The sequence below is a fragment of the Ancylobacter sp. Lp-2 genome (assembly GCF_020523795.1).
GTDB lineage: Bacteria > Pseudomonadota > Alphaproteobacteria > Rhizobiales > Xanthobacteraceae > Ancylobacter.
The window spans coordinates 427,260-445,014 of record NZ_JAJALI010000004.1; the positions used below are offsets into that span (position 1 = coordinate 427,260).

The 17,755-nt window shown below is 58.0% G+C and carries 13 protein-coding genes; 9 read left to right on the plus strand and 4 right to left on the minus strand.

What is annotated here, in order from left to right; translation table 11 throughout:
* The first annotated feature begins 252 nt into the window (after positions 1-252).
* The 6 genes from galE (at position 253) to LGR54_RS13365 (ending at position 8,465) form a co-directional block, all read left to right on the plus strand.
* On the plus strand, positions 253-1,248 hold the full coding sequence (gene galE, locus LGR54_RS13340) for a UDP-glucose 4-epimerase GalE (RefSeq protein ID WP_230362440.1): 996 nt from the start codon (positions 253-255) through the stop codon (positions 1,246-1,248).
* A gap of 505 nt (positions 1,249-1,753) precedes the next feature.
* Positions 1,754-2,767, plus strand: coding sequence for a glycosyl hydrolase (locus LGR54_RS13345; protein WP_230362441.1), 1,014 nt, complete (start codon positions 1,754-1,756; stop codon positions 2,765-2,767).
* A gap of 206 nt (positions 2,768-2,973) precedes the next feature.
* Positions 2,974-3,732, plus strand: coding sequence for a sugar transferase (locus tag LGR54_RS13350; RefSeq protein ID WP_230362442.1), 759 nt, complete (start codon positions 2,974-2,976; stop codon positions 3,730-3,732).
* 349 nt (positions 3,733-4,081) lie between these two features.
* Positions 4,082-5,596, plus strand: a complete 1,515-nt coding sequence (locus tag LGR54_RS13355) for a hypothetical protein (protein ID WP_230362443.1) — start codon at positions 4,082-4,084, stop codon at positions 5,594-5,596.
* On the plus strand, positions 5,593-6,777 hold the full coding sequence (locus LGR54_RS13360) for an acyltransferase (RefSeq protein ID WP_230362444.1): 1,185 nt from the start codon (positions 5,593-5,595) through the stop codon (positions 6,775-6,777). Before LGR54_RS13355 ends, LGR54_RS13360 begins: the two co-directional genes overlap by 4 nt.
* Before the next feature lie 179 nt (positions 6,778-6,956).
* Entirely contained in the window at positions 6,957-8,465 is a 1,509-nt protein-coding gene (locus tag LGR54_RS13365; protein WP_230362445.1) for a lipopolysaccharide biosynthesis protein, read from the plus strand.
* 645 nt (positions 8,466-9,110) lie between these two features.
* Here the strand turns inward: LGR54_RS13365 and LGR54_RS13370 are convergent.
* A complete protein-coding gene (locus LGR54_RS13370) occupies positions 9,111-9,911 on the minus strand; it encodes a response regulator transcription factor (protein WP_230362446.1) in 801 nt (266 codons plus the stop codon).
* A gap of 889 nt (positions 9,912-10,800) precedes the next feature.
* Positions 10,801-11,163: a hypothetical protein gene (locus tag LGR54_RS13375; RefSeq protein ID WP_230362447.1), complete on the minus strand. Its 363-nt coding sequence runs from the start codon at positions 11,161-11,163 to the stop codon at positions 10,801-10,803.
* A 246-nt stretch (positions 11,164-11,409) separates the two neighbouring features.
* On the opposite strand from LGR54_RS13375, the gene LGR54_RS13380 reads away from it, so the two are divergent.
* Positions 11,410-11,667: a hypothetical protein gene (locus LGR54_RS13380; protein ID WP_230362448.1), complete on the plus strand. Its 258-nt coding sequence runs from the start codon at positions 11,410-11,412 to the stop codon at positions 11,665-11,667.
* Positions 11,668-11,679: 12 nt separating this feature from the next.
* Here LGR54_RS13380 and LGR54_RS13385 read toward each other — a convergent pair whose 3' ends face one another.
* Positions 11,680-11,904, minus strand: a complete 225-nt coding sequence (locus tag LGR54_RS13385) for a hypothetical protein (protein WP_230362449.1) — start codon at positions 11,902-11,904, stop codon at positions 11,680-11,682.
* Between the two features lie 1,287 nt (positions 11,905-13,191).
* Between LGR54_RS13385 and LGR54_RS13390 the strand changes: the two genes are divergently transcribed.
* Complete coding sequence (locus LGR54_RS13390; RefSeq protein ID WP_230362450.1) at positions 13,192-13,854, plus strand: CBS domain-containing protein; 663 nt, start codon at positions 13,192-13,194, stop codon at positions 13,852-13,854.
* Positions 13,855-14,127: 273 nt separating this feature from the next.
* Positions 14,128-15,189 carry a calcium/proton exchanger gene (gene cax, locus LGR54_RS13395; protein WP_230362451.1) on the plus strand — a complete coding sequence of 354 codons (1,062 nt, stop codon included), beginning with the start codon at positions 14,128-14,130 and terminating at the stop codon, positions 15,187-15,189.
* 76 nt (positions 15,190-15,265) lie between these two features.
* On the opposite strand, the gene LGR54_RS13400 is transcribed toward cax, so the two are convergent.
* A complete protein-coding gene (locus tag LGR54_RS13400) occupies positions 15,266-17,752 on the minus strand; it encodes a glycogen/starch/alpha-glucan phosphorylase (RefSeq protein ID WP_230362452.1) in 2,487 nt (828 codons plus the stop codon).
* Between the last annotated feature and the right edge of the window lie 3 nt (positions 17,753-17,755).

Consider the following 17,755-nt stretch of genomic DNA (forward strand, 5'->3'; position numbering starts at 1 on the left):
TCCGGAAAGATAGGTAACCCTCAAATGTATATTGCTCGCCTGAACATATATGAGTCTTAACATCGAACACACACCACAACAGTCAAAGCACATATCAAAAATCCACCGCGCAATAATTTCCAGAATTGAATAATTTATATAAAAATTGATAATCAAATATCGTATTTTTACGCCACGCATAAAATCATGGCGCGACGATATTGAAATTTAGATAAATAGAATAATTCATATAAATTAATCGGAATAAATATGATGAAAAATATACTTGTAACTGGCGGTGCCGGATACATCGGGTCTCATTGCTGCAAGGCATTAAAATTGGCGGGATACAACCCAATAACTTATGACAATCTCTCCACAGGCTGGGCGAAATCCGTCAAGTACGGCCCACTTGAAAGGGGAGACCTGCGTGATCGAGCGAGACTGGACGAGGTATTCGCCCGTTGGGAGCCGAAGGCCGTCATGCACTTTGCCGCGCTTAGCCAGGTCGGCGAGGCCGTCAAAAATCCCGGAAAATATTGGAGAGATAATATTACTTCTTCATTGACGCTTATCGAAGCCGCCATTCACGCAAAATGTTTCGATTTCATATTTTCTTCCACATGCGCCACCTATGGCGATCAAGACGGCGTACTTCTGGCGGAAGACTCCCCACAAACTCCGATAAATGCTTATGGTTCCTCAAAGCGTGCCATTGAGGACATGCTTCGTGATTTCGGAAATGCTTACGGCCTACGATCTGTTATCTTTCGTTACTTCAATGTCGCGGGCGCCGACCCGGATGCCGAATGCGGGGAGTTTCACGATCCCGAGACGCATCTGATCCCGATCATTCTGGAAGTCGCCTCAGGCGAGCGCTCCGCGCTGACAGTATTCGGCGAAGACTACCCGACTCCCGACGGCACCTGCATCCGGGATTTCGTCCATGTAAGCGACCTGGTCGACGCCCATATATTGGGCCTGAAATGGCTGGAGGCCGGAAAAGGCAACCGCATTTTCTGCCTGGGGAGCGGCAAGGGCTTTTCAGTACGCGAAGTCATCGAGCGGGCGAGGCGCCTTACCAATCGCCCAATCCCCGTCGAGATCGGGCCGCGCAGGCGCGGAGACGCTGCCAAACTGGTGTTGGGAAGCGCCCGCGCGGCGGTCGAACTTGGATGGACACCAAAGCGTTCCTCACTGGAACTCATGATCTCCGATGCCTGGCTGGCTTATTCCAGCCTCGAATGGCCGGTGGCCAATGCCGAATGACCCTCAGCGCATGTCAGAAGGCGGGCCCCGATCATCTCGACCTTACAAACTTGCGAGACACTCAGCCCTCGCACATTGATCGGCTCGACATTCCGCCTGAAGACGCCGCAAGTATCCCCGCCCAACCATTGGCCACGGGCGCGCACCCCTACCCCGGCAAGAATGTCCATCTCGCTCTGCGCCAGCTTGCGGGCAGCAAGAGACGGCGCGTGACGGGCCCAAAGGGCATCCATCCAAGATGGCGATGGGCAACTCTCTCCGCCGACATCTGTGCGCCCGACGGCAGGATCCACATCGCCGTCGGTCAGGCCTCGCGACGCATCCGTCGGCAACGCGCGACAAATGGTCGACATCGCTCATGCCGACTGCCCCAATGGTGATCTTGACGCAATGCGCATAAGATGATCCTGGCACGCTCGCCTGAGCGAAGCGCACAAGTACAGTCTTCCAAAATTGAGTTTACGCATACCGTATCTCCATGATCGAAACGATATGGAGACCACGCATGTCCGGGGCTGGCGCCGCTTATCGGATACTACTAACCCTTCTTGCATCCATCAGCCTATGCTCCCCCTGCTGGGCGGAGATAGATTGGGGGGTCAACGGACACCCCGTCGTCTCCTATTCCGGCGTCACCATCGACGAGCAACTCGATTTGGTCGAAAAACTCGGCATGCGCTCGTACCGCGTCGACATCTATTCGACCGAACAGATGGATCGCCTCAGCGCCCTCATCGAAGCGGGCAGAAAGCGCCGGATCACGATACTTCCGGCGCTCATACTGCCCGCCAGGCTCGACGAACAGGATGTGGAGGAGCTGTACAAGGCAGCCTATGAACTGGCCTCGGCATTCGCCATGCGCTTCGACGGCACGGTGCCTGTGTGGGAGCTAGGCAATGAGATGGAAAACTACGCGCTGATCCGACCGTGCGAGATGCGTGACGACGGTACCAAATATCCCTGCGAGTGGGGAATTGCCGGGGGGGTCGGCCCCCTTGACTATTTCGGGCCCCGCTACGTGAAAGTGGCCGCGGTTCTCCGTGGCCTATCCGATGGAGTCAAGGCGTCAAACCCGTCAGCCCGCCGCGCGATCGGGACCGCGGGCTGGGGCCACCTCGGCATATTTGACCGGCTGCATCAGGACGGCATCGCCTGGGATATCTCGGTCTGGCACATGTATGGAGAGGATCCCGAGCCGGGGTTCAAACATCTCGCGACATTCGGCAAGCCGATCTGGGTCACCGAATTCAACCACCCCTATGGCAGTCAGGGTGGAGCAGCCGAACAGGCGCAGGGCCTCATCAAGTGGATGAAGCGACTGGAAGAACTGAGCGGCCCCTACAAGGTCGAAGCGGCCCACATTTACGAACTGTTCGACGAACCCTACTGGGCCCCCAGCTACGAAGCGTTCATGGGACTGTACACGCTTACCCCAAGGCCGGACGGCGGCTGGCAGCCGGCGGAGCCCAAGCCAGCATTCCTAGCGGTGCAGGAATTCATCGCCGACGCTCACAGGTAGGCACCCGTCCCACTGTGCAACTCCAAAAGGATAAAATCGATCCGCCTCCACACCTCCCTCTACGTCTTAATAGCTCATTTACGAACACTTCACTTCAGGAGTAATTTTAGTCAGAAAATATAAAACTTAAATACAACTAAAAAATACATTAATAAAAACATGAATAATTATGTAGTATTTAAATTTACTCATATAACGAAAATATTATGAACTATAAAGCAAATGATGTTGAGGAAATAAAGATCATGAATGTACAGATCAACCTCGATACGCTTGCGCTCATAAAGCACGATCTGCCTGCCGCAGAGGTCACACCCAGCCATCCAGCAACTCGGCAAAACGACGACACATGCACGGGAGGATGGCCCAAACGGGCCGCCGACATCGCCCTCGCCTCCCTCGGCATAGCGGCGCTTGCCGTACCGATGCTCGCGGTAGCCGTCCTGGTACGGATCACGATGGGGGGCCCGGTCATCTTCAGACACGCCCGTGTCGGCCTCGGCGGCACCCCCTTCGAATGCCTGAAATTTCGAAGCATGATCGTCGGCAGCGAAGCCGCGCTGGCACGTTACCTTGCAGAGAACCCGGACGCGGCAGAAGAATGGAAGCAATCCCGCAAGCTCAGACACGACCCGCGCATTACGTGGCTCGGCCGAGCTCTGCGCATGTCGAGCCTCGATGAACTCCCCCAATTACTCAACGTCCTTAAGGGCGACATGAGTTGCGTCGGCCCCCGCCCTATCGTTTTGGAAGAGCTCGAACTCTACGGCACAGAGGCTGAAAAGTACCTCCAATCCCGACCTGGCCTGACCGGTCTCTGGCAGGTTAGCGGACGCAGCAGCCTGACCTATGCGGAGCGCGTGGCCCTGGACGCCGCCTACGTAAACGACTGGTCGATGTGGAAGGATCTGAAAATCATCGCCCGCACTGTTCCAGCAATGCTGAAGTCGCATCAAACATCCTGAATCAGGCACCGCCGCCGTGAAACACCTATTCGCGCCGAAGCAATGAGTCAGCAACTACTCCCGAAAAATAGGACAGCTGATAGACAGCGACCAACACCAGGCTGGACCACATCGCTCCCAACACACCAAAACCGCTCGACACCCAAAATACAAATCCAGAAATTAATATAAACAAACTAAACGGAATCAATAAGTACACCCTTATTAAAAATCCAGAAATTACACCGAATATAAATATATAAAATAGCAGTGAGAATTTCAACATATCGCATATCCGCATTTAAAATGGCGCGAAATCATAAATTTATACCTCAAAACTATATATAAAACCATCAAGGATTCACAAATTGTGCAGATATTCATTATAGGATCAGCAATTTGTGTCCTATTATTGGTCGTTGGGCGAACTCGCCCTGGATCGCTGATCGTCGCACTGATTGCCTCTGTTGCATTCGGAAGCACCTCGATCGCGTCCCTTGGCGGCCTGGGTACACCCTTGATCTATGTCGCCCTCGAAATGGTACTTATCATTACCATCTTGGTGAGGCGCCGCTTCCCGGACGAGTTCGCACGCATATTTCATGAATGCCCGACGGCCTGGATCGTGCTCGCCCTGCTCGTCTACGCCTCAGGATCGGCCGTCATTCTGCCACGGCTTTTCGCCGGTATGACGGGAGCATTCGTTCCTGTGGATGGGCTCGTCTCGGAAGTGCCGCTCGCGCCCGTGTCGGGCAACATCGCGCAGAGTGGATATTTCGTTCTGGGCGGCTTTGTATTCTTTGGACTCACCCTCCTGCTGCAGGCGCGATCCAGCGCGCCGCGGGTAAAAACCCTTCCGCAGTCCCCGGAGAGGACGAGCGACGAGTACCTGCTTCTTCGAGCCATCGGGAAGGGCTTCTTTTTCTGGACATGGCTCAACGCCGCAACGGGCGCCCTCGATCTCGCAGGCAAGCTGGCAGGCGGAGGAGATCTTCTGCTTCCACTCCGCACGGCGGGCTACGCCCTGCTTACGGAAACCGAACATGCCGGCTTCTGGAGAATTACCGGCCTTCATCCCGAGGCCTCGGCGTTCGGAGCCGCCGCACTGGCGGGACTGGCCTTCTCCTTCACCTATTGGAGAGCTACGCGATCCGGCAACGCACTCATCCTGGCCATCGTGCTGCTATCGCTTACTCTACTGTCGACCTCCAGCACCGCTTACGCGGGCCTTACGGTGCTTGTACTGGTCGCGTTTCTGGCGGCCATGCGTTCGCTGCTGCGCGGGCGCCTGCTGCACACGGATGCAACCTGGCTCGGGGCGGTGTTGATTGCCGTCACGGTCATCCTCGCCATCGTGCTGATTAACGACGACGCCTTCGCGAAAGTGGAGACGTTGCTGCGCGCCACCATCCTCGAGAAATCGAGCTCAGCATCGGGCATTGAACGCGCCTACTGGAATCAGCGCAGCCTGGATTCCTTCTTCACGACGTCGATGTTCGGCATCGGACTGGGCAGTTCGCGCGCCTCTAGCTGGGCCATTGCCGTATTGTCGCAACTCGGGCTGATCGGCTCGGTGCTGCTCGGCTTTTTGATGGCGACAATCGCATGGCCGCCACGTCGCAGAGAGTGGGGAGATCCTCCGCTCGGCTCCGAGCGCCGCCAGGTCATTGCCCTTCATGACGGCGTGCGCGCCGCCGCCCTGACCCTGCTGCTTGCCGCAACCATAGGCGGTGGAGCCGCCGATCCGGGCGTCCTGTTCTTCATCTCTTTGGCGACGCTGTGTGGCTGTCGCCGCTACCTGCAACGCTGCCGACGCCCCTCGATAGGCTTACCGTCCACCGAGCCCACTCTCAGCGGTTTCATCCCCCAAGGACAACCGACATGATTTCTGCCCGGGCGCAGAACCCCTCCAGCGAGCAACGGCTGGGTGAGATCGACGGCCTGAGGGCAATCGCCATGACGATGGTGATTGCACAGCACTGTGGCATCGCCCCCTTCGGCTGGACCGGCGTATGGCTGTTTTACTGCATCTCCGGCTTCGTAATCACGCGAAGACTGGTTCAAGATGATCGGGCGCGCGCGCCCATATCTGGAGGAAGCCGATACCTAGCATTCGTCTATAGACGATTCTTTCGTATCATTCCGGTCTATCTCCTGTATCTCGGACTTGCATCGAGCCTACTTCTCCTCTCCAGACAGACGGAAAGCATCCAGAACATCCCGTTTCTCTTGACATTCACCTTCAACTGGCAGGCGATATTCCAATTCCGGCCGGCACCCGACGGTCCCTTCGGACCGCTATGGACGCTCAGTGTCGAGGAGCAGTTCTATCTGGTATTTCCAGCATTGTTCCTGCTCCTTCCGCGTCGTCAATTTCTTTCCGTGGCCACTATACTGATTGCCGCCGGCCCGCTGATCCGCCACCTGATGTCGGGAATTCTCTATCGGATGTCTCCCGACCCGGGTTTCGTGGCGTTCGGAGTCTATGCGAGTTCCTTCACCCAGTTCGACGCCTTTCTCATGGGCGCGCTAGTTGCCTGCCGTGAGTCATGGCTCCGGACGCATCCAAAAATGGTGCGGTATTTTTCCGTGATCGCCGCCGTGGCGATGCTGACATATGTCGCCGCTTACGTTGGCATCAACATTTCCAATGGCGCCAGGGGCATCGATATCATGCGCAATATCGTCTCGGGCGTCCTCTGGGGGAATGGCCGAGAGACCGTACTCTACACGGTCCTCGATCTCATCTGGATCAGTGCCATCATGTGGACGCTGATCAGGCCGAAATTTTTGCGCCCACTTGCATGGCCAGCCTTGGTGTTTGTGGGACGCGTCTCTTATGGCGGCTACCTTTATCATGCGCTCGTCCTCTGGGTACTGTTCACCACTGTGATCCCTGCCGATCCGACGCTGGCCATACCATCAAGATTGCTGCTGTTCGTCGTCGTCTGGTGCATCACAGTGACGTTTGCCAGCATCTCCTATCACTGGTTCGAGATGCCGATCATGGCCTGGGCGAACCGGCGCTTGCGACAGGCCCCTCGTCGAATGGGCGACGCCACCTAAGGCACTTGGGCACCGCAAACCACCCAAAGGCGTAGCCGCTCATCTCTTGGAACGCTCCGGCTACTGTCGATGCGAGGCGGCACAAAGGCCGTCAGTGCTAGGTTTTCTCCACGGCTTCCGCCGCCGATCCGCGGCGCATATGGCTCTACGTTTTCTCCGGCGCGGCAAGTGAGGATTTCATGGTCGGACTTCGACGGGCGCTGCTCTTCTCCGTGACCGAACGCTACATCTCCATCGCGCTGAACTTCGTCATGGTTGCGACGCTTGCCCGCCTTCTGACGCCCGAGGAATTTGGCTATTCGGTCATCGGAGCGGCAGCGATCGGGTTTGCCGAATGCCTGAGGGACTTTGGTACCAGCGGATATCTTATCCAGGCCCGGTCGGCCACGCGCCTTACCGCGCGCACAGCGTTCACGGTCATGCTGACATTGACACTGGCCGTGGCGGCGACCTTGTGGGTAGCTGCAGGCCCGATTGCCCAGTTCTATGGAAAGGCGGGCTTGGAGTTCTACCTTCACATTACGGCGCTCGGGCTACTAATGGGACCCTTTGCAGCACCACCGCTGGCGCTCCTGCGCCGTGACATGCAGTTCCAGCTAGTCGCAATCATCAACGTTGCCAGTGCGGTGACAATCGCCCTCGTAACGGTTTCGCTCGCGGTGATGGGCGCCAGCTATATGAGCTTCGCCTGGGGCATATGGGCCGGCGCCAGCGTAACGGCAGTACTGGCCGTTCTGGTGCATGGCGATATGCGGATTTTCCGTCCCAGCCTCGCGGAGTGGCGGGAGATATTGTCCTTCGGCGGATATTCGAGCGCGGCCGGCGTGTTCTGGAAGCTTCAGGACTTCGTGCCGTCACTGATCATCGGTCGCCTCATCGACTTTAATGCGGTCGGATTGTTCAGCCGCGCGGTCATGGTCTGCCAGTTGCCCGACAAGTGCCTCTTGAACGGCCTCATGCCGGTCGCACTGCCCGCCCTTGCGGCTGAAGCGCGGGCCGGTCGCAATCTGGCGAGTGCCTATCTCAAGGCGACGGCCTACATCACGGCGATCCAGTGGCCATCCCTGCTTCTATTGACCTGCCTCGCCCATCCCGCCGTGCTGATATTGCTCGGCGCGCAATGGGTGAGCATTGTCCCGCTGATCCAGATCATCTCGCTCGGCCTGCTCCTGTGTTTTCCGACGGTACTCTCCTATCCACTACTGGCTGCGGCCGGAGGAATCCGCCACGCGATGATCGGCTCGCTGGTCGGCCTCCTGTCCAGTATCATCATTGCATTGCTCGTCTCCCGATGGGGACTGACCGCCCTGGCACTCGGCGTCGTTCTGACCGTCAGTATCCAGTCGTGCTTTTCGCTGTATCTCATCCGCCTGTATGCGCCGTTCAGCCTCAGCGAACTGGCCCGCGCGTTACGCAAGAGCGCAGCAACGGCAGCCATGACCGCGCTGGTACCGCTCCTGGCGGTTGCACTGAATGGATTTGACTTCGCCTTCTCCATCGCCGAGGGCATTATGGTCGGCATAGGCTCGGTAATCGCCTGGATCGCAGCTATCCGCTGGACCGGACATGCCCTTGAGGCTGAGGTCGACCTGCTCTTCGAGATCATGAGAAAAGTCTGTCGGACCATTCACCACGAGATCCGCACGCGCAATACGAGCGCCCGCGGTTCACGCACGGGGGAAACCTAGAGCCTGCGGGCAGGCGTCCATCGTCATAGATTTGCTATGGTGAGGCTCAAGAAGACTCTGAGGGATTCTGCGGCCCGTCAGCGCGTGGCAACGTGCCGGAGCTCCAGAGCCGTGCAGGCTCGCCGTATCGACACCTGCCACTTGCGACACATCATGCCGGCCAGCCCGCGCTTGCAACCAGGCCTCTTTGCGACCAGGCCCCCGACCTTTCGGCAAGCCACATCCTGTAGCAACTCACGGTCGAGGGACGGACCTGTGACGAGCTTCCTCAGCTTCGTATTGTCATCCTCGAGCTGCTTCCGCCCTCGCATGTCGAGCGGGACGAAGACTCATATTTCTTTTCCAGTCGAAGTAGGTTGCCTGGCAGATCCCAGACGCCGGCAGCTGTCCGCCGCCCTGCCGCAGGATGAACGCCTTCCGCGTATCCGAAAACATCGCGGCCTTCCTCGTCTTCCGCTCCTCCCAGTTCAGGGATTCTGGCGCGGAAAACTCCCGCTTCAAACGATCCGATTTTCCGGGACCAGATCAATCACGACCAGCACCCAAAAACTCGCCCGCGGCGCGTCACTCCGCCGCCATCCGCATCCGGGTCGATGCAAGACACTCTTATATCCCGGAAATGTCCCTGAAATATTCCGAACAATCTTACTCGCCATTCCCGTCAGGAATCATTTGGGAAATGAGCAGGGCAACTTCAGTTCGGTTCTTCGCCTTGAGCTTTTTCATGATATTTCGCACATGAACCTTAACCGTGCTTTCGCACATGCTTAGCTGGTAGGCGATAACCTTGTTCGGCGCGCCTTTGCTTAGGGCCCGCGCGACCAGCATCTGGCGGTGCGATCCGAATATGGAGCCTCCATCGGCAGGCTGACCGAAATCTCCTTTTGGAGCAGCCACCATACCCATAAGGCTGGAGGTCGGCACATAAGTGCCACCTGCTTTCAACAATTGGAGAACTTGAGCGAGCACTTCGATCGACAGACTCGTCGGAAGATACCCCTGCGCGCCCCCCTGCATGGCCTTCAGGACGAGGCTGGGTGCTTCATGATCCGAGAGGACCGCGAACTTGACGGAAGGCCTGCGTGCCTTGAGCTGTGCGATGTCACGCTCCAGGCTCGTCGCGCCCCCCTCTCCGCTGGACACGGAGGTCATAGACAACAGCACCAGCACCGTATCGCCGCTGTCCTCTGCCTGCATCCACTCAGACAGACTTACGTAACGTTCCATCTCAACAGAGAACTCGGCCGCACGAAGCGACTGCAGCATACACTGAGCATGGAGCGTGCGAGGCTCGATCAAAACAATCTCTGCCCTGCCCCGCTCTGGTCGAACAACATCCTTGCTCGAAACCAAATCGACATCGCCATACAATTCAGCACGGGATGTCGAATGACGATTTTTTTGTGAAGATGCGGAAGAATATACGCTTGAACACTCGAAGTTCATCAAATAGCCCTCCCTATTTACACGTGCGTCCCCTTCGATGACCAGAAATGCACTTCATATCCTTGCGGACAAGGAGAATGTATCAGTTTGGGAGCACGACTGTTGAGGCGTATTTTGCGACGCACACAACCCAAGGGAATACTACGAATTTTGAACCGTTAATGAGACTGTCCAAAAGGCGTACGCAGAGTCACGTTCGGATGCACTCCCCGCCGCCACCTCCTCCCCGAGAGACGGTATCGGCCAGTGTCGGCACCGATCTGGCTCACCAGAGGCAGGACGTCGCTTTGCATTGATCCTGATGCGGATAGCAGCAAGCCCGAGTATTGCGAGGAAGTTGTCGGGGTGCCGGTCGTAGCGAAAGCTAACGATGCGCGAAAGATTGATACGGCTGATCAAGCGCTCGACGGGGCCACGCTGACGATAGCCCGGAGCCGAAGGCGCCCGGCCATCCGACTCGGCTGACGGCGGCGGCGTAAAGCTGGCCTGCCATTATTGAGCGATCCGCTTGGCGGACCACCGCATTGTCAACCCTGAGGCCAGAGGATGCTGCCAGCCGGAGCGGCTCAGTGCCCGCTAGGGCGAGAAACCTCGAGCCGGGCGAGAAGCAGGGCTGCTGTTATCGCAGTGCCAGCGCTGGCTCTCGACAACGCCACTGATCCCGGCCGCAACACGCCAGCCCCTATCAACCTGGCGATGAACACCGGCCGCCGTCGGAACGGCAATGGGACGCCCCCGCGAAGCCGGAACGTCTAGCCGGCGCGTTGGGCGACGGCCTGTTCAGGCTTGCACTTCTTCTGCACCATTGCGCCATCCCCAAAAGGCCCGAACTCCTCCTTGAGGGGGCCCCTTCTTCAGACGGAAGGCCAAGCAGGCCGATCCACACCGGCTAGATTGGAGTTTGCTGCCGAGCGAGAACATACGCAATCAACGCTCGCAACTGATCCTGATCTATATGGATGTCGGATTGATCGTGCACGACGACGTCGTACAGTGCCGGCAACGTTGCGGCACATATCGCCGTAATGGCGGCAGGCAGTGATGAGTAGTGATAGCTCGTTTTCCAGCTAGCCAATGTTTCCGGCGGAGGAGATACCCCGACCGTTGTCTCGTGATGAGCATGCTTTTCCAGCATTACTCCGGGATCGAATCCGTCCTCGGCCATGATCAGTCCCCCAGTGCCGATCTTTGAACGCACGTCCATAGCGCGGTTCTCCTCAACCACCCCGCTCTCTTCGGGGTAGGCCAGCATGTACCTTTTGAGGTGGCCGCCGAATACTGCGTTAGATGCCAGACTTCAGCGCGACGACTGAGTGGGAGCTGACCTGACCTCCTATTGGAGGCACCGATTCCATCACCGAGCGGGACTCGCCCCAATCGTCATATCCGAATTGCCAATCACTCGACCGATTTGGAGGCGCCCCGTTTCATGTTTCGCCGGCCCACAATCTCGAAGCATTTTAGCTCGAGTTTCTTCGGTTAGGCTGGGGAACAGGCAATGAACAAGAAAACCTTCTACGTCGTCCAGGCCTACGAGACCGGTAGGCGTGGCGTGATCAGCGTTGGCATTCCAATCGAGGCCCGCACCTCAGAGGACGCGGCACGGATTGCTAAGCGGCTGAGCATTATCAGGCTGGGAGCCATCGCCTTCTCGCGCGATACGGGTTCCGACGAGAAGGGTTTGGGCAAGCCGGTGATCATCGCTTCATTCGGCCGGGTGCCAGAAACCGTTACTGTAAGGGATGAGCTTCCCTAGCTTCCCCTGCGATTAACATTGGTCGATCATCGCTTCCACCAGCGTTCTAGCCCGATCAAGAACGCCATTAGATGCCTCACTTTGTTCCTGCAATGCGTCGATCGCCAACAGGACGCGGTCATAAAGGTCGATGGCGTCCTGTCGGGTGATAACATCTTTCGATCTGAGAAGGGCGACGGCTTGATTTCCCGACAGGAATGCAATCAAAGCCATAGCCCTCAACATTTCACGGTCCATGTTCACTGCTTCCCCTGCGCGTCCGCTATCATCGTTGAGCCGCGCTGCAAGGAAGTCGACTATGATAAATGGATGGCGACCAGCAAAAATGTGTCATCCATCAAACCGTAATGACCCTGTTCGAACAAAATGTGAGGAGATCTCAAAGCTCTGGACATTTCCCAGAGCCGATATCTTTTGTATCTGACAGGCTACCAGCCACAATGCCCCGAGCCTGCATTACGGACACGGCAACAACCCGCTCCGATTGAGTGCCCCTGACTTCAGTCTACTGCATAGTCGGTCCGGCGTTCGGAGCTGACGCCACCGCGCAACACGGCACGATTGTGGCTGCGACCGAAGACGAGTGGCCCTCCGAAGAGTGGCGCGCCTCAAAACTCCACCGCTTCCGCTCGGGCTCCACAACAATACCCGCCTGACGCTGGCGGTAGAATATCTCACCCCTCCAGCAGGCGAGCGCTGGCTGGAACTGAATCTCTCGCAACAGCCACTTGCCCCCAACCAGACACTCGGCGAAGGCAGTCGACCGACGTGGCTCCGCAACAGCTTCCATCGAGCCCGCGCGCCTTCCGTGCCATCACGCCACTCCCCAAAAGCGGCCAGCCTCGCGGAAACCGCCCTCAGGAAACAGCTCAGCAAGCTTAAGTTGCCATTTGAGACGCGGTGCTCCCCAGGCTGTGTCTCACCATCCGCAATGATGCCCGGCTCTTCGTCTGTGATGAGAATTTTCGTAAGCCTGATGGCCTCAAGTATGTATGGATCCTTGTCCTAGCCGACGAAGATCCCGATGATCTCCAGCATCCGGTCCGTATCACCGTTTGCAAGTACAATCGCCGAAAGAATACCAGCTAGTCGTTTCGGCCTCATTTGGCAGCCTCCTGAGCTTGATGAAGACACGAAATTGTCGCTGCATTTAAATCTCGCGCGACATGCGGCATCATGTCACCCTCTAACCAGAGGAGGCTGAGGCGGTGACGTGAGAGGTCGGCGCGACGAGATATTTCTGGGGCCGAATAATACCAGCGCCTAATGACGATCAATGACTCTATGTTGATCACTCCGTTGTCTCCCGCGTTCAACGCGTGAGATGTGGTGAGAACATGGGCCGCTTCTCGATGGAAAAATCCTTATCTAGCCACTCATCCCTCAATGGAAATCAACACCTGCGCACTTTCTTGAATTCACGCCTCTCAGTCTCGAGGCGAGAAATCGTTGCGGCGCCGACACCTGCGGCATAATCTGGTGGCACTTCCGAGACGTCGGAGTTCATGCCAAGGAACGGCGTTCATGCGCGTCAAAGATGTAATGACCACCACGATTATTAGCGTTTCACCTGAGCATGGCGTGAAGAAGGCGACCAAGCTCATGTTAGATCATAGCGTTAGTGGACTTCCAGTTGTCGATGATGATGGTCGGATCGTTGGAATAATTACCGAGGGAGATCTGATTCGGCGAACGGAACTTGTCTCCAACTCTCTGGCGGTATCTGAAGAAACGGAGAATTCCGCCGATGAGATAGCTGGCGCTTATCTCAAGCGCACTTCTTGGCGCGTCGGTGACGTGATGACGGGTGATGTCATCACCGTTAGTGAAGATACGTCGCTGATGGACGTTGCGAGGCTCATGCATGAGAGAAGCATCAAGCGAATCCCTGTGACACGAGAAGACAAAGTCATCGGGATCGTAAGCCGCATCGACTTGCTTCATGTAATATTGATGACGAAGGCCGACCAGACCGCTACAGGTGACGAGGCCATTCAACGCAGTATCGTTCATCGGTTGAGAGAAAATACCGGCCTGGACGATTTGAATCTGACGGTGACGGTTCTCGATGGGACCGTGCATCTTTGGGGCAACATTGACACGGCGGAGCGCCGAAGAGCGGCGCGGGTCGTTGTGGAAGGAGTTCAAGGCGTCAGGGGAATAGTCGAGCATTTTACAGCGCCGTAGCGGTGACGTGCCGCATCAAGAAGTACACTCTGGCCTCGCGATTAGAGGTCGGCGACGGGCTATGTGGGTGAAAGTTGTGCTTGGCTGAGCCGGGGCTTTCGACGCCTTATTCCGGGTCGAGCAGGGCCTCGGTTTGTAGTTTCGGATCCATAGAGTCACGTGCCGCTTTCCGCGACCTGGAATGTGGGTGGCGGCACTCAACAAAACCCCGCTCATTTTGTAGAATGGCGTGATCAAGCCTCAGTTCGCGGCTGGCCTGCGGAGGGAGCGACGATGTTGAACTGGTTGCTCGTGCTGGTTCCGATCGCGATAGCGCTTGAGTATCTCGTTCCGACAAACCATCTGCTCGTTTTCGCTACGGCTGCGGTTGCGATACTGCCGCTCGCGGGATGGATGGGACGGGCTACCGAGCAATTGGCCGATCGGGCGGGAGAAGGCGTCGGTGGATTGCTGAACGCGACCTTCGGCAACGCCGCCGAACTGATCATCGCGCTCGCAGCGTTGCGCGCTGGACTGCATGACGTTGTGAAGGCCTCGATCGCTGGATCGATTGTAGGCAACATCCTGCTGGTGTTGGGCGCCGCCATGCTGGCCGGCGGTTTGCGGTACAAGGAGCAGCACTTCAATGTGGTCGGGGTACGATCGCAGGCGACCATGCTGACGCTTGCCGCGATCGCGCTCATAACCCCCGCTGCCTACAATGCGGTTACAGACGATGTTGCTGCGGATTACCAAGGAATCCTCAGCGTTTCCATTTCCGTGATCCTGCTCGCGGTATACGCCTCGTTCCTCCTGTTTTCGCTGCGGACCCATTCAGCACTTTTCGCAGGATCTTCAACGCCAGACGATGGCGAGCATATCGAGCCCTGGCCAGTCGGACGAGCGATCTCAGTGCTTGCAGGAGCGACGGTGGCCGTTGCCTGGCTCAGCGAGATCCTGGTCGGCGCCATCGAGCCGACGGCTCACGAGTTGGGCCTGAGCGACATCTTCGTCGGCGTCTTTGTCGTCGCCATCCTCGGAAACGCTGCCGAGCACGCGTCGGCGATCACCGCCGCACGGAAGAACCGCATGGATCTGTCACTGTCGATCGCTATCGGCTCCAGCGTACAGGTCGCCCTGTTCGTCGCGCCGCTGTTGGTGTTGGCGAGTCTCGTCATCGGGCCGGCGCCGATGGATCTGCTTTTTACGACTGGCCTGGTCCTCCTGGTGCTGCTGGCGGTTCTGATAACCGGGCAGGTCGCCGGGGATGGCCGGTCGGACTGGCTGAAGGGAGTTCAGTTGCTGGCCGTCTATCTGATCCTTGGCTTTGCCTTCTTTCTGATGCCGCAATCCTGATCGTCGAAAGGCGTTTTGGTACCGTTCTCGCCGACACGGCCGGCGAGGCGTGGAAAGCCACAGCACGAGGCGGCAGTCACTGGCGGGGAATGTGAACCGGCGGCGCCTTCCAGATGCGCTCGGCGTACTCCATGATCGCCCTGTCGGAGGAGAACTTGCCGGCGCAGGCACTGTTCAGGATCGACATGCGCGTCCAGCGCCGCTGATCGCGCCAGGCGACGTCGACGCGATCTTGGCAGGCGAGATAGTCGGGATAGTCGGCAACCACCAGGAATGGGTCGGAGAAGCGCAGATTATCGACGATCGGCCTGAACACATCGCGGTCGCCGCGGGAGAACGTACCGTCGGCGATCAGCGCGAGGGCGGCTGAGAGATCGGCATGGGCCTCGACCAGTCCTTCCGGGTGGTATCCCTCGCGCCAGAGCCGATCGACTTCATCCACCGTCAACCCGAAACGGAAGAAATTGTCCGCCCCCACTTCCTCGATCATCTCGACATTAGCGCCGTCGAGCGTGCCGATGGTGAGTGCGCCATTGAGCATGAACTTCATATTGCCGGTGCCGGAGGCTTCCTTGCCGGCGGTCGAGATTTGCTCGGAGAGGTCGGCCGCAGGATAGATCGCCTGCGCGTTCTTGACGTTGAAGTCGGGAAAGAAGATCATTTTCAACCGCCCGGCAACAACCGGGTCGGCATTGACGACCTCAGCGACGCCATTGATCAGGCGAATGATGAGCTTTGCCATGAAATAGCCGGGCGCCGCCTTTCCGCCGAAGACGATGCAGCGAGGCGCAATCTCCCGCTCCGGGTTGCGGCGTATCCGATCGTAGAGCGTGATGACGTGCAGCAGGTTCAGGTGCTGGCGCTTATATTCATGGATGCGCTTGACCTGGATGTCGAAGAGCGCCGATGGGTCGACCACGACGCCGGTCCGCTCGCGGAAGCGCTGCGCCAGCACTTGCTTGTTGGTGTGCTTGACCGCACGCCAGCGCTCCTGGAACGAAGCATCATCCGCGAGTGCTTCAAGTGCCCGGAGTTTTGACAGATCAGTGATCCAGCTTTCACCGATCGTCGCGTCAAGCAGCTGCGCGAGGCTGGGACTGCTGAGGGCGAGGAACCGCCGCGGGGTGATGCCGTTCGTCACATTGGTGAAACGGTCCGGCCAGAGATCCGCGAAATCGCGGAGAACGGTTTTCCGCAACAGGTCTGAATGCAGGGCGGCAACACCGTTTATCGTGTGGCTTCCCACCACCGCGAGATTTGCCATCCGGACGCGTTTCTCGCCGGCGTCGTCGATCAGCGAAACCCGCGCGACGAGGCGGTCGTCACCGGGATGTGTTGCCCTAACCTCGTCGAGGAACCGGTTGTTGATCTCGTAGATGATCTCGAGCGGTCGAGGCAGGAGACTGGCGAATAGCGGCAGTCCCCAGGTCTCGAGGGCCTCGGGCAGGAGCGTGTGATTGGTGTAGGCGAGGGTCTGACGGGTGATCGCCCAGGCGTCATCCCAGGGCACCTGCCGCTCATCGACCAGCAATCGCATCATCTCGGCGACAGCGATGGACGGATGGGTGTCGTTCATCTGCATCGCGCAGACCTCCGGCAGCCGGTCTACCGGATCGCCACGCCGGTCGAGCAGGCGCAGGACATGCTGCAATGAGCAGGAGACGAAGAAGTATTGCTGAGCCAGCCGAAGCCGCTGGCCGATCTCCGGCTCGTCGTTGGGATAGAGCACCTTGCAGAGCGTTTCCGACAGCACCTTGTCGTGGACCGCGCCGTAATAGTCGCCGCTGTTGAAGTCCCCCAGATCGAAGGACTCGACCGCTTCGCTCTTCCAGAGCCGCAGCGTGTTGCAGGTGCCGACACCGTAGCCGAGGATCGGCGTGTCATAGGGAACGCCCTTGACCTGGTTTGCCGGAACCCAGCGCACGCGGTAACGGCCTGCTTCGTCGGTATAGTTTTCGGTGTGGCCGCCAAAGCTGACATATGCGCTCTCATCGGGGTGCGCGATTTCCCAGGGATTGCCATGCTGTAGCCACTTGTCCGTCACCTCGATTTGAGCGCCATCTCGTATGACTTGGTCGAAAATGCCGAACTCATATCGAATGCCATAACCGATTGCCGGAATCTGGAGTGTCGCCAGCGAGTCGAGATAGCAGGCAGCCAGACGGCCAAGGCCGCCATTGCCGAGCCCCGGCTCTTCTTCCAGCGCCACCAGCACGTCGAGATCCTGGCCAAGCGCCGCCATCGCTTCGCGCGCTTCCGACTGGATGCCCAGGGAAAGCAGGTTGCTGCCGAGCTGAGGGCCGATCAGAAACTCGGCAGATAGGTAGCAGACGACCTTGACGTCTTGGGCGGCGTAGGTCCGTACCGTGCTGGCCCAACGCTCGAGCATCCGGCCACGAACGGTATAGGCCAGCGCCATATACCAGTCATGCGGATCCGCAATGTCGGGAAATCGCCCCTGCAGGCGGACCAGGTTGTCGAGCACCGCCTGGCGCAGCGTGTCAGCCTCCAGCCCGCTCCAGGTGACCTCGGGCGATGACTGTCGTTCAGCCTGCTTTTTCACGGC

Coding starts and splice junctions, on each gene's coding strand:
- LGR54_RS13360 (WP_230362444.1), top strand. CDS start 5,593: ATGATTTCTGCCCGGGCGCAGAACCCCTCCAGCGAGCAACGGCTGGGT.
- LGR54_RS13385 (WP_230362449.1), bottom strand. CDS start 11,904: ATGGACCGTGAAATGTTGAGGGCTATGGCTTTGATTGCATTCCTGTCG.
- LGR54_RS13350 (WP_230362442.1), top strand. CDS start 2,974: ATGAACTATAAAGCAAATGATGTTGAGGAAATAAAGATCATGAATGTA.
- LGR54_RS13345 (WP_230362441.1), top strand. CDS start 1,754: ATGTCCGGGGCTGGCGCCGCTTATCGGATACTACTAACCCTTCTTGCA.
- LGR54_RS13370 (WP_230362446.1), bottom strand. CDS start 9,911: ATGAACTTCGAGTGTTCAAGCGTATATTCTTCCGCATCTTCACAAAAA.
- LGR54_RS13375 (WP_230362447.1), bottom strand. CDS start 11,163: ATGCTGGCCTACCCCGAAGAGAGCGGGGTGGTTGAGGAGAACCGCGCT.
- cax (WP_230362451.1), top strand. CDS start 14,128: ATGTTGAACTGGTTGCTCGTGCTGGTTCCGATCGCGATAGCGCTTGAG.
- galE (WP_230362440.1), top strand. CDS start 253: ATGAAAAATATACTTGTAACTGGCGGTGCCGGATACATCGGGTCTCAT.
- LGR54_RS13380 (WP_230362448.1), top strand. CDS start 11,410: ATGAACAAGAAAACCTTCTACGTCGTCCAGGCCTACGAGACCGGTAGG.
- LGR54_RS13390 (WP_230362450.1), top strand. CDS start 13,192: ATGCGCGTCAAAGATGTAATGACCACCACGATTATTAGCGTTTCACCT.
- LGR54_RS13365 (WP_230362445.1), top strand. CDS start 6,957: ATGGTCGGACTTCGACGGGCGCTGCTCTTCTCCGTGACCGAACGCTAC.